The sequence below is a fragment of the Pedobacter nanyangensis genome, assembly GCF_003313505.1.
Classification (GTDB): Bacteria; Bacteroidota; Bacteroidia; order Sphingobacteriales; family Sphingobacteriaceae; genus Pedobacter; species Pedobacter nanyangensis.
This window is the reverse complement of the sequence record NZ_QMHO01000002.1, coordinates 566471-579868: the sequence shown is the minus strand read 5'-3', so window position 1 is coordinate 579868 and position 13398 is coordinate 566471. Positions and strand designations below refer to the sequence as shown.

The following is a 13398-nucleotide window of genomic DNA, read 5'->3' as shown; positions in this document are numbered from 1 at the left end:
AGCACCCTAATTGAGGTGCCTGGAATTGAAAGATTGTTAAGCTTATAAAGAGGTAGGTGGATATTGGAGATTTTTCAAACAGCGTCCATTTGTTATTGATGCCCGTACTTTCTGCTTTAAAAGCCAAACTTAGTACGAAAGAAAGTGCTAAAGTAAAGTGATAAACCGTTCGGGCTGCACTTGCAGAATGCGTTTAAATCCCTCGCTGTAATCAATCGTTTTTGCATCTTCAATGCAGTAATATGTCAGCGAAAGTCGGTGCATCAGCGCACGTATATCGGCTTCTATTGGGCAGTTATTGAACCTGTATGTGATGCAATATTGGTTTTCAACGTTGCAGCTTAAATCGAAAAAGAAAGTCGAAAAGCAGATCGAATAAAGCTCATCAACATTTAATGGATGCTCCTTTAGGTTCATTTCAACCGCAATCCGATTGTACTTTGACAGCTTGGAAAACATCTGTTTAATCTTTGGTACAGCAATATGGTAAAGTGTTTCAACGGTCTTGTTGACAAGCTTTTGCCTTTCCATCGCCCCTTTGGAAGCACGGTAGTAGTTCTTGTAGGATTTGCGTTTGCTCTGCCATTGCGCTTCAATGGCATTCATCTCTTTTATAAGCTTAAGATGTTCAAAAGGATGCTTTTTAAAATCAGTATTGTTCATTTCTGTAGGTCTTAGGTAAATCAATTCGCTTTTTATCGCAAGCCAGTCAGGGGGTTATGTCAGAACTACCTATCACAGCATTTCACACATTTTATTTTGATCTGGAATTGAAGTAAGCCGACTACATATATCTGATTCAATTTCAAACAAATTAAGGGAGGGGGTGCAATTTCGAATTTTCAAGTTGGGCACTATTCTTATGGGTATTGCAGAGTGAAATGTTTAGCTTTTAAGAAGTCAGAAAATACCTCGAAGCGATACTCCCATGTCGATTCCATTATACATTACTTTGCATTCTGCATTTTTAAAAGCTGAACTTAGCTTCCAAAAACTTGCAATATCTACTTTATTAATATATAATAACAGCTTGTTTGCAGAAACTTGGAAGCTAGTTATTGGACGGATTAGTAATAGCCCTAGTATCTAAAATTATGATAGCTGGAACTTGCTTCCCTTTGTAAGCAGTCTTGCCCTTTTGAGCATAAACAATGCTCATGTGCTCTTTCATTTGCTCTACTTTAGCGTTCTTTATTTGCATTCTGCTATCATACAAGAAGTGCTTCTCATATTTTCCTTGAAGCAGCTCTTTGAGATATGGTTTGGCATATTTTTGATTATATTCCAACTCTTTCAATAGTTCTGATTCGACTTGCCTAAACTTCTTTTCGTTTGATAGTGAAATCCTTGCCTTATCCATTTTATAATCATCGTATTCTAGTTCAGCCAGTTTTTTAGCCCCTAAACCGTGATATGACAGAAAAAGTTTCTTATGGGTCATGCTTAACTTTCTAAAGTAACCTTCTGTTAATCGCTCATCATACTCAGCACTTTCCTTGGTCAACTCCAACATCTCAATGATACGCTTATTTACCTCTCTACGACTCTCACCTCGTACTTCGATATCCTCAGGTAGTTTTTTAATTTCGACATCGTAATTCATATCCTCCCAAGCTTTTTTAATCAACTCAGCATTATAGTAATGTTGAACATAGTACTCTCCATACACGTGTTGATCAACTTTGGTCGGTAGAACTGCGGCGATTCCACTTGCAACATCCGCAAATTGATCAGCCAACTTCTCAACCAAACCTTTACTATCTATACCGTCCTCTTTGAGTTTTCCTCTAAATGTGTTATAGTGAGCAATATGCTCATTAGCTTCAAAGTACCATTCTTTTTCAACCGTTTCAAAGTCCTTTAGCACTTGTTGTTTTGTAACGGGTATTGTATTTGTGATGTGATATATTGCATGTGGTCTGATAGGCTTTGGACGACCGTTAGCCTTCTCAGCAGACCTCAACCTGCCAACCGCTTGAAAACCTTTGAATTGCACAGGTGATAGAGAATGCTTATAACCCACGTCAGTTGCTAGTACAAAAGTACATTTCTCATCGTCGACTAAATCCCAACCCTCATTATACTTGCTGCTATAAAAGTTTACCTTAGCATAGTTACCAGTCTTGGGTGCTTTCCTAAAGTATTCCATATTATCCCCAAGTGCATTAGAATTCCTATCCTCATCTGCGCAGAAAACAGCTATAATATCTTTTCCTTTGAGACAAGCTTTGTTGATTACCCTATTGATCAGCTCCACAGAATTTAGGAATATATGTATGTTACCCTCGAATTTGCTGAGGTCTGATAGGAGAAATGCTAACGCTTCCACTACATCATCGTGTTCTACCAATGTTATTGTACCGAAAGTCTCATTAAACATCAACTTGAAATAGTCCAATTTGTGAAAGTTAGGATCACTAAAGTGATATGGGGTCGCTGATCCTACCGCCTTATTTTTAAACTTCCAAAACCATTTCAATGGTGTAAGTATCTGCCCCCGATAACGCTCACTTACGAGACAATGAACCTCATCAAAAAGGCAGAAATAGTTGTCCAGTAGTTCATCTAACATATTTTCATCCTTAGCCACCTTAATTAGCCTTCCAAAACTGTCGGGTGTAGTCACAATTTTTTTATCCTTGATCTTACTATCCTTCAAATAAGCTTTAAGGTCATCATCCCCTTTTTTACTCTCACCATGTAGTTCAAAAGGGTTCAAAGCGGCATATGATTGCACCTTGTCCGTTATGATTTGCTTAGTGGGAACAATAATGATACTGTTCCGCTTAGCATAAAATTCTGAGTAGGTAAGCCCAAGTGCAGTTTTCGTTTTGTCGATGTATGAATTGTTCGGGATGCCATCTGGAAATATATCGCCAAACAACTGGTTCATTGTAACATCAATCTCATTATATGTATTGTACTTTTTCATCTTGCAAAAGGGTATTTTATCTGTCCCTTGAATGCAAAATTCTCCCTCTTTTGAGGTGCGGAAGGCAATAGCTCAACAGTGTTTTAATTTTCTTTTATAACCTTTAAAATCAATTAATTACGACTAAACAAAAGCCCATCTGACAAGGAAGTGCTTTTGTAGTTTATCATATGAAGCGTAGGTGATATTTATCTCCATTCTAACCAAATCAGCATCGCACAATAACAAAAACTGTTCGGCACTACAATTAAGTCTTAGGGACTGTATCTGTATGCCGACTTCAAAGTCAGGATGAAACGGATCAGACAAGCTAGGTTTCCATTGGCAAATAGCAATCGTAGCTGGCTTTCTACAAGCCCAACCGAGCGGCTCAACTCTTTTTATTCTATAGACACCCCGTCTGGGGCACAGGTCGCTTCTACCATCTACCTTCCGCTGGTTATAAACACCGTATAATGTTGCTAAGTCAATTGATGACATATATAATGCTCTTGAACCGCAAAGGGAAAGACAATTGGTAAAGTCTTGCCATTACGAATTAAAAAATGAAAATCAGGATTTGTTAAATGTGGGGGCGGTACCCCCACAGCCTTTTGTGATGGTTACACGTCCTCGAAGAATTCTTCACTATCGCTTAAATCAAAATTGTCTAGCTGCTTTAGGTCGAAGCTGCCCAATGTTCCAGAAGATAGGCGTTTGTTAAGTTCATCCAAGTTGGTCTTCTGCTCTACAAACTTCCAACTTACAACTAAGCCTTTTCCTGTCAATTCCACCGCAAAGACGTCAATTTCCCTACCTTCCAATTCTTGACTGTTTAAAAGCTTAAGTTGCTCTTCGGTGGCATTTATCTTAAAGCTCTCCAACTGAATTGAACGTATAAAAGCAGTGTTATATTCATCTGCGAACGTTGTACGCCAATGACATTTGGCCATCATTGCAGGCTTTTCGTAGCATTGACCTTTGTAAGTGCTGATTACTTTGTAGATGCCCGGACGTGGGCAGAAGTGGCGTTTTTCACCTGCTTTTAGCTGCTCATATAGAGCTCTTAGTTTATATAAAGACATGTATTTGCTGTATCCATTAGAGGATAATGATGCAAATATTGCGTAACTCTAAAACTCAAGAGGCAATACAAAAGTGATAGTGAGAAATTAAATTATTGCCTTGATTTGTAGTAGTTTACATAGTTATTGAACAGCGCCCACATGTAGTCTTTTGGATCCGATTGGATAGTATCATTATCGAGATAGCCTAACGCCTCTAGTGTATCGAAAAAGAAGTTGGCTTGCGCATCAGTGAGCAGCTTCTCCTTGGGCATCGTAAGTATGGTATGTGCAATTAAAAAATCCTGTAGGTAGCGGCATAATTCGACCAAAAGCCTGTTTATCCTTACCGTTGGCTTTCTTGGACTTGTGGAAGCGGCAGCCCTCAGCTTTTGCAAATCTAACGGAGCGTTAGGCTCAATAGTTCCGAACAGATCATGGGCTAACTTCTCGCCAAATACATCAAATGTATAATCTCCCTTTTCCAACTTTTCAACTATAGCACCACACATCCACCTGACGATTTGGTTATCTTTTATCGAAGCTGTGGCACCATTATTCGGTTTGATAGAAAGTGATAGGTGTGTTTTTCCATCTGCCTCTTTATAAGCTAACAAAAACTTGGCTACCTCTCTGGTGGTGAGGTTGTCGTTGTAATTGTTCCAGTATGCATCGTACCTAACCCGAATATCCTCGTTCTTCTTGATCAGCAGGTAAAACAGCTCATTAAAATGTTCTTCGACGCCATATTGAGAGCAAACCGCCTTAAACCGTTCTTCGATCAGTTTAAAGCTGTCTTCCGTTTGATAATCCAACCAAGCCGGAACGCCTCCAAATTTGTTAAATTCAATCTGTTCCTGTTCGGTTAAAGTAAAATAGTTTGAAAGTTTGGTAAAGTCAGGTGTTAGAATGGTGTCGTACATAATAGACGGAGCATTTTCTACTCCGCCGTAAAGATATCAATTTGCTTAGAGAGTAGGGCTATGGTTCATTAGCTCCTGAATATCAAACTGACCTAAACTTCTGAGATACTTTTGCGTAACCGTTATTGAACTATGTCCCATTAGTCGTTGAAGTAGATATATATCTTTAGTTTTCTTGTAAACCTCAACTGCTGCTGTGTGACGAAACGAGTATATAGTTTGGTCTGGTTCCAAGAGCTTTTTAAACAATAGTTCAGCTCGCAGACGTTTCCATTTTGTTGTAAAGAAGAAACGATTTAGGTTAGCAGATGATCCACTGAATATGTTTTCATTATCACTCAAGCCATCAGCTAGCGGTTTTATAATTGCTCTTATATATTCCGGAACATAAACCACTCTTACTTTGCCACTTTTATTCTCTCCTCCGGATAAGTGGATTTCAGTATAATCGGATTTAAAATGCCCTTTTCTTAGTGATAACACTTCTACATGTGGTCTTAACCAACATCCGTAAGTGAATAGGCAACACAAATGCAGTTGTTTGTCCCTAGTTTTAAGGTAGGAGAGAAGTTTTCGCATTGCTGATTTTTCATACGCCTTGTGTAGCGTGGCTTTGCCTTTCATGGTTTGCGTATCTCTAGCGATGCTCCTGCAATTGTTGATCTTTGCAGCAGTAGTCACTAAGATCGATAGATCACTTCTCTTTTTCATGTAGTAGGTGGATGAAGATGAAAACTTAGTTAGAAATTCCTCTATCCGCTCTAGCCTTAAGTCTTTAAAAGGTAATCGCTTTTCGTCTTCATTTAGAAAACTAGTGAACTGAAGCTGTATTTCTTTCAGGTCGCTCATATACCTCTTACTTAACTTTAGTTTTTCTTTATTGGCAATTGCTCGTCGTAGGCTTTCTTCGACAGGGTAGCCGACCTCTTTGACAGTTTCAGAAACTCTAGGTAGTTTTTCGGGTTCTAAAGGATATTTGCCTTGTTTGATATGGATACTTAATGCAGATTTCAGCTCCATTAATAGCTCTAGCCTTTTTTCGTTGCTTTTGGCTTTGTTAGGTTCTATCGGCAAGCCAATACTTCTTCCTGTGTATTCTCTTATTCTTTTGCCATTAAAATAGAATTCAATGTAGGCTCTTCCGTTTTCGTTCTTTGGTAGTTTAATCTTTAAGTCAGTGTGCATTTGGCGCTCTGTTGGCGCGCTATCAAACGCCAAACCCTAAAATACGGCTTTAAATGCTATTCTGCCCGCATGAGCACCGGTTTTCTAAACCGTAGGTCATAGGTTCGAATCCTATTGGGGGTACATTCAAACTAACCCTTCTAAGGGCAAAAAATTGGACTTTGAACAATTCAAAGTCCAATTTTTATTTAAAAATCACTGTTTTCGATACTGTCAGGCTTGTTCAAAGTATTTCTTGTGAAGGTTCTTTCAATTGCAGGGGACTAGAAGATTGTCTTTGAACACTTTTTTTCTGAGCTTGAAGCGTTGAATTTGGCCATTCAAGTTAAATTATTCAAATGGTTTATTTGTATGGTTCAATAGTGTGTTTTATTTATCTCTAGGTAATTTATCCCCTTTAAAAAGACATTATTACCCCTCTAAAACCTTAGCATTCGTTTTTATTTGTGTTTAAAATTAGTAGGCCATCAAAAACAATTTAAGCACAAATATTATGAAGTATATTCATCACTTTTCTAAGCAAATAACTAAAGGATATAGATTTTTATTTTACAAGTTATCATTTGTTTTTTACGTTCTATTCCTCTTTTTAGGATGTAGTGATAACGAAGAAAAAAATAACATAAACGAGGTGGTATTAGAAAATAAGCTTGGCATGAAAGCCATTTTTGTCAGTAATGGTGCAAGGCTTACCAGTTTATCAGTACCCGATAAAAATGGGGAATTAGTTGATGTAGTGTTGGGTTTTGACGATCCAAAGGATTATGATAAAGCTACTGAGCCTTATTTTGGGGCTACCATAGGTAGATACGGTAACCGTATTGCTGAAGGGAAATTTAGTTTGGACGGAACCGGATATCAATTGACTATTAATAATGGACCTAATACATTGCATGGAGGAAAAACAGGCTTTCAGTATCAAAAATGGGAATTGGAAAAAAACTCTGATAGTAGTATAGTATGTACTTTACATTCGCCTGATGGGGATAATGGTTTTCCTGGTAACTTGAAAGTGAAAGTGACTTATACGTTAACCAACCATGGTGAGCTCAAAATGGACTACGAAGCCACAACTGATAAAACAACCATTATTAATTTAACAAATCATGCGTTTTTTAATTTGAACGGTTCTGGAACTATATTAAACCACAGATTGCTCATTAATGCAGAGGATTATACGCCAGTAGATAGCCTATTGATACCAACTGGACAGCTAGAAAAGGTAAGTGCAACACCTTTTGATTTTAGGACTTTTAAGGCTATAGGGAAAGAAATAAATGTTGCTGATGAGCAATTAGGTTATGGTAAAGGCTACGATCATAATTATGTGCTTAATAAAACCAACGGGGTAGTTGCATCGGTAATAGGAGATAAGACTGGTATAAAGATGGATATTTATACAACCGAGCCTGGTTTGCAGTTTTATTCGGGCAATTTTATGCAAAGTAAAAATAAACTACGTACAGGTTTCGACTATTTTAGAACTGGATTTTGTTTAGAAACGCAGCATTTTCCTGATAGCCCGAACCATGCTAATTTCCCGTCTACGGTATTAAAGCCAGGAGAAATTTACCGTACAAGTTCTGTATATAAGTTTTCTGTGGCAGAATAGTGTTTGGTTATTATTATGCAACTAGGTTTAAGGAGTTTGTTTAATGATTTTTTTTATACTCGGAAGGGGTTTCTTTAAAGAAATCCTTAAAGCATTCCCTAAAATACTTTAAATCATTAAAGCCAACTTCATAAGCAATTTGCGATATATTCATTGAGGTTTGGGTGATCAACAAGCCTGCTTTTTTTAATCGTATTGTTCTGATAAAAGTACTTAGGTTTTGACCTGTAAGTGCCTTCAGTTTTGTAAATATAACTGTGCGGCTCATGTTCATTTCGGTAATGAGCGCACTTGCATTAAAGTTAGAATTGTTAATATTTTCCTCTACGATTGCAATTGCCTGGGCTAGAAACACTTCATCTGGTGAAGTAACCGTTAGCTTTTTAGGTTCTAATATGGCATCTTTTTTAAATTTTCGAATAAGGTTTGCTCTGGTTTCTAACAGGTTGTGAACCTTTAATTCTAAAATTTTGGCGTTAAAAGGTTTGGTGATATATGCATCAGCACCAATATGGTAACCCTGCTCCTGATGGGTTGGCGAGGTTTTCGCCGTAAGTAGTATTATTGGAATGTGGCTTGTTAACAAGGTCGTTTTGATATGGTTGCACAGTTCAAAACCATCCATAACGGGCATTGCTACATCACTTACGATAAGGTCAATGGTATTTTCGTTGGCAATAGAAATAGCTTGTTCGCCATCGTTAGCTACAAAAACATTGTATTTTTTGATGAAAATTTCTTTGATGAAATGTTGTAAATCAATGTTGTCTTCTACAATTAATAAGCTTTGTCTTTCCTCATCGGGTAAGAGCTCTTGCTCTTCTGTTTCTATATTTGTTATTGAGTGCGTTACAATTGGCCCAAGGGTGTTGGTGGCCGCGTTTGTCTCAAATACCTGTTCGTTAATATTCAGATGCTCGTGCCCTAATCTAAGTAATACGCTAAACCTTGTCCCTTTGTCTTCTGAGCTTTTTGCATAGATTATTCCCTTGTGAAGTTCTACAAGGCGTTTTGCTAAAGAAAGTCCTATGCCAGAGCCTAAATTCTTCTGATCATGTTCTAGCTGATAAAACTGGTCAAAAATTAAATGAATATGTTCTTTCGGAATAACATGTCCAAAATTGGTAATGGTTATTTTAACGTAGTTGATCAATCTGGCATTTATCTTTTTAGCTGTTGTAGAAATATTGATAGTTAGCGAACTATGATCATTACTGAATTTAAATGCATTTGAGAGTAAGTTGAATAATACGTTTTTTAGTTTAGCTTCATCAAACCAAACATCAATAGCTGGCTGGCTGGCATTTAGTTTATAATTAATGCTTTTCTTTTCGGCCAGCGCATCAAATGATTTTTTAACTTCTTCGGTAAAAGCAACAATATTACCTTTCGATGCCTGTAGAGACAGCTTTCCTTCGTCACTTTTCCTAAAATCTAATATTTGATTAATCAATTCGAGGAGCATCTTGGCATTTTTCAGCATAATTTCGTGTTGATGCTTGATATAATCGTCTCCTATGTTTTCTTGGATCATTTTTTCTAATGGTCCGATAAGTAATGTTAGTGGGGTTCGAAAATCATGAGAGATATCAGTAAATAGTTGTAAACGCAGCTGGTTTATTTGCTTTAATTTTTCTTTTTCCTTTCGATCTTTTAGACGTAACAAAATAAGTTTTCTGATATATAGGAAAATGCCGGCACCTATACTTAGATAAATAAGATATGCCTGCCAAGTACGCCAAGGAGCAGATTTAATTTCAATTTTTAAAGAAGCTTCTTTTTCATTCCATAAACCTTCGTTGTTACTGCCTTTAACTTTAAAGGTATAGTTTCCAGCTTTTAAGTTGGTATATACGGCTCTTCTTCTCGTTCCTGCGTTAATCCATTCTTTATCATTGCCTTCCAATATATATGCAAACTCATTTTTTTCAGGATGCATGTAGCTCAATGCCGTAAAATCTATACTTAAATTATTTTCGTTATAGCTTAAGATAATGGGTAGGGAAGGATCTGTGATTTTTGCGTATGAGGTATTATTGACTTCGATGTGGGTAATATCAATGGTTGGTAGAAAGGTGTTTTTCCCAATTTCGTTAGGGTTGAAATAGGTAATACCATTGGTACCACCAAAAAACAATATATTCTCTTTACTCTTTAGGAAGGAACCATAATTGAATTCGTTGCCCTGCAAACCATCGTATTGATTGTAGTTTTTATTTTTTCCAGTCTGGGGATTTAACCTGCTGATACCATTATTTGTGCTTATCCAAATGTTTTTTTTGTCATCAGCTAGTATTCCATATATAATGTCATTAGGTAAGCCCTCATTAATTCCATAGTTTTTAACCTTTCTATTGGAGGTGTTGTACACATAAATTCCCTCGCCCTCGGTACCAATCCAATAATTATTGTTATCGTCTATGTAAATGCAGTTTACATTTGGGTTGGTTTTATCTTTCAGTATCAGTCTTTTTTTTACTTTAGTTTTGATGTCGATAGTTTCCAAACCATTATCGCCACCAATAAGTAAAATATCAGGGTTTTTAGTCTGTGCAATGCTCATTACACTTTTAATATCCTTATCTATCCGGGATAGCTTTTCATTTTTTACATCGTAAAATATAAGTCCGCCGGTAAGTGTGCCAATCCATATATCGCCATTTTTGTCTTCTAGTAAGGTTAAAACTTTATATTCCTTTAAGGGCGATGAATTATTTTTTTCAAAATCGATAGTTTTAAACACATAAGGTTTTTGATGGGGATTAAGAAAGTTTAGGCCGCCGTCATGTATACCTATCCAAACATTTTGGTTACGATCTATAATTACCGATTTTACATTATTGGCACTTAGACTATTGTTTTGGTTAGCTTGGTTTTTGTAATAAGTGAATTTCTTGCTTGTATTGTCGTAAAAATTTAAACCACCGCCTTCTGTACCAATCCATAAGTTACCCTTTGCATCTTCGGCCATACCGCTCACTACCCAGTAATTTAGTTTGTTATTGGTATTGCCAAAGGAAATGGTTTTAAAGGCTTCGTTATCTCTGTTATAATAATTTACCCCATTTGCCCAGGTTCCCAGCCACATATCGCCTCTCGAGTCGCGAATAATTTTATAGATTGAATTTTGGCTTAAGCTGTTAGCGTTGTTTTCGTTGTGTACCACGTGCTTTAGTTCCGTACGTTGGTGATTTAGGATGTACAACCCTGAATAGCTTCCTATCCAAAGGTTGCCGTGTAAATCTTCCGATAAACTTCTAACGGCGGTGCTTACCGCTTTTTTGCCTTTGAACAAATAGTCTATGAAACTTTTGCTGGCAGTATCGTAATATGCCAAACCTTGCTCATGGCCCAACCATAAGGTGTTTTTGTTGTCTACGTACAGTGTAGGTAGGTCGTTAAGGTGGATATTATTGGGGTAGTTTAGCTTTTTAAAAGACTTTTGCTTTGGGTTGTATATATCGATGTATTTGATATTGCATATCCAAATATGGCCATCTTTGCTTTTTAGAAAATATCGGGTTTTGTTATTGCTTAAGGAGTTTGGTTTATTGCCCTGATTTTTTATCCGTTTAATTTCATTAGTTTTTATGTTTACTTGAATAATGCCATTATCTGTTGCTGCCCATAAAAGTTCGCCACTAATTTGAATAATATCTCTAACGATGTGATCATTGATGGAAAACTGCTTTGCAGTATCTCTATAACGGATAAATCCGTCGGTTTTAGCGGAGTATTTGTTTAGACCACTTTGAGTGCCTACCCACAAATTGCCATAGCTATCTTCATAAATACAATGAACATTGTTATTACTGATACTTTGAGGATCGCTTAAATTGTGCCTGTAAACAATAAACTTGTTGCCGTCAAATTTGTTTAGTCCATCTCTTGTGCCAAACCATAAATACCCTTTTTTGTCCTGTAAGATGGCCATAACTGAGCGTTGTGATAAGCCATTGGCAGAGGTGAAATGCTGAAATTTAAGGTCGTCGTGGAAATTATTTTTTGTTTGGGCATTTAGATAGTTTACAGCAAACAATAAAACAATGATGTAAAGTATTCTCTTGAGCATTGAGTGTAAACTTATGAAGGTTTATATCAGGTGAAAAGGTTATCTATTGGCTTTATTTGCATAAAAATATAAAAACTTGCGAGATAAACATTAGTGTAATGGAAATTGAAATCTTTACGCTAATGTTTATCTAAAGGACTTGTACTTTAATAACTAATGGACACAATATGCTTGCTCGTGTTAACCTTTACAAATGAATAAAAGCTACCAATTGTCTGTACGAAAAGACGATGCAGGTAGACCTCCCAAATTGAAGAGCGTGCCTTCGGTATAATTTTCCCAACCATAGCGTACCGCAACTGGAGCGCTCACATTTTCGCTATAAACAGTGAGCTTACCTTTGATTATTTCGGCCTTAGCTGGATGAAATTTTTGATCGGCGCCGGCAATGGTAAACTGATTTAACGATTTGCCAAAGCTGGTTAGTCCGTTAGGGGCGTGGTCAAACTCAACATCAACCTTGTTGCCCCTAACTGTTATGGATTTGTAAACTGGCCCGCTGTAAAGGAAACCCTTAAATCCGTAAGTTTTTGAAAGTGCCCAGTAGGCCAAACGTTCTGCAACCTGTTTTTTTTGAGCTGGGTGTATGCAATTCTTTTCTCCAATATCGCTGGTAGTAGCCATCCCCGTGTTGGCCGTGTGCTGCATGGTTTTTAGCTGTGCTTCTCTTAAATAAGCTGCATTAACCTGGTTGCCGTACTCAAATGGAGCTATCTGAGTAAAATAAAAAGGAAAGTCTCCAATTTGCCAATCTTTACGCCAGCTGTTTATCATTGCCGAAAACCTTTCTTCATATTGTGATGCGTTACTGATGTTGCTTTCTCCCTGGTACCATATTGCCCCCTTAATGGTAAATGGAACAAGGGGGTGTATCATTGCGTTAAATAATACAGATGGATCATTCTTGTCTATTTTTTCAGTTGGGTTTTGATTTTTTTTATACTCGAAATTTATTTGCTCTAATACATCTTTCTTTGTCCATGCTTCTACCCGTGTGCCTCCAAAACTACTGCAAATTATACCTACGGGCACTTTTAATTTTGCTTGTAGTATTTTTCCGTACAGGTAGGCTACCGCACTAAAGTTGCCTGCCGTTTCTGGGTTGGCCGGTTGCCATATACCGGTGCAGCTGTCTAGAGGATTATTACTCATGTTCTTCTTAACGGTGAAAAGCCGCATCTGGGGGTAATCGCTGTTCAATATTATCTCGTTGCTTCCTATTACTGGTTGGCCAGGAAACCCATTTATTGGCATTTCCATATTAGATTGTCCGGAACATAACCATACTTCGCCCAATAAAACATCAGTTAATGTAACATTTGATGAGCCCGAAACTTTTAAGGTGTATGGACCGCCGGCTTTTATGGTGTTGATATGTAACTTCCAATGCCCATTTTTGTCGCTAATGGTGGTTTGTTTTTCATTCCAGTTTGCCGATACCGTGATTTTTGTATTTGGTTTATCTATACCCCAAATGGCCACCTGCGTATTTTGTTGAAGTACCATGTGATGGTTGAATACTGATGCCACTTTAGTTTGGGCGAAACAAGATATGCTTATGCCACACCATAGCATGATAAGTAAAGGTTTGTTTGAGAGGCTGATGATCTGTTTTTTCATTACTATTTTTT

General features: G+C 37.3%; 8 protein-coding genes and 1 tRNA gene. 2 read left to right on the top strand and 7 right to left on the bottom strand.

What is annotated here, in order from left to right:
• Window positions 1-147: 147 nt before the first annotated feature.
• The 5 genes from DUT71_RS05570 to DUT71_RS05545 form a co-directional block, all read right to left on the bottom strand.
• Window positions 148-663, bottom strand: a complete 516-nt coding sequence (locus DUT71_RS05570) for a hypothetical protein (RefSeq protein WP_113661520.1) — start codon at window positions 661-663, stop codon at window positions 148-150.
• Between the two features lie 388 nt (window positions 664-1051).
• Window positions 1052-2932: a DEAD/DEAH box helicase family protein gene (locus DUT71_RS05565; RefSeq protein WP_113661519.1), complete on the bottom strand. Its 1881-nt coding sequence runs from the start codon at window positions 2930-2932 to the stop codon at window positions 1052-1054.
• A gap of 602 nt (window positions 2933-3534) precedes the next feature.
• Window positions 3535-3996 (bottom strand): hypothetical protein, encoded by a 462-nt coding sequence (locus tag DUT71_RS05555; protein ID WP_113661517.1) that lies wholly within the window; start codon window positions 3994-3996, stop codon window positions 3535-3537.
• A 92-nt stretch (window positions 3997-4088) separates the two neighbouring features.
• The gene (locus DUT71_RS05550) at window positions 4089-4898 is read right to left on the bottom strand and encodes a hypothetical protein (protein WP_113661516.1); all 810 of its coding nucleotides are present in this window, start codon (window positions 4896-4898) and stop codon (window positions 4089-4091) included.
• 45 nt (window positions 4899-4943) lie between these two features.
• Window positions 4944-6083, bottom strand: a complete 1140-nt coding sequence (locus tag DUT71_RS05545; protein WP_162795950.1) for a tyrosine-type recombinase/integrase — start codon at window positions 6081-6083, stop codon at window positions 4944-4946.
• A gap of 2 nt (window positions 6084-6085) precedes the next feature.
• Between DUT71_RS05545 and DUT71_RS20170 the strand changes: the two genes are divergently transcribed.
• Together DUT71_RS20170 and DUT71_RS05535 are read left to right on the top strand one after the other, a co-directional pair.
• Window positions 6086-6203, top strand: a tRNA-Arg gene (locus DUT71_RS20170).
• A gap of 373 nt (window positions 6204-6576) precedes the next feature.
• The gene (locus DUT71_RS05535) at window positions 6577-7695 is read left to right on the top strand and encodes an aldose epimerase family protein (protein ID WP_113661514.1); all 1119 of its coding nucleotides are present in this window, start codon (window positions 6577-6579) and stop codon (window positions 7693-7695) included.
• Between the two features lie 40 nt (window positions 7696-7735).
• Here DUT71_RS05535 and DUT71_RS05530 read toward each other — a convergent pair whose 3' ends face one another.
• Both DUT71_RS05530 and DUT71_RS05525 read right to left on the bottom strand, forming a co-directional pair.
• Window positions 7736-11767 (bottom strand): hybrid sensor histidine kinase/response regulator transcription factor, encoded by a 4032-nt coding sequence (locus DUT71_RS05530; RefSeq protein WP_113661513.1) that lies wholly within the window; start codon window positions 11765-11767, stop codon window positions 7736-7738.
• A 204-nt stretch (window positions 11768-11971) separates the two neighbouring features.
• Entirely contained in the window at window positions 11972-13387 is a 1416-nt protein-coding gene (locus tag DUT71_RS05525) for a sialate O-acetylesterase (protein ID WP_113661512.1), read from the bottom strand.
• Window positions 13388-13398 lie beyond the last annotated feature (11 nt).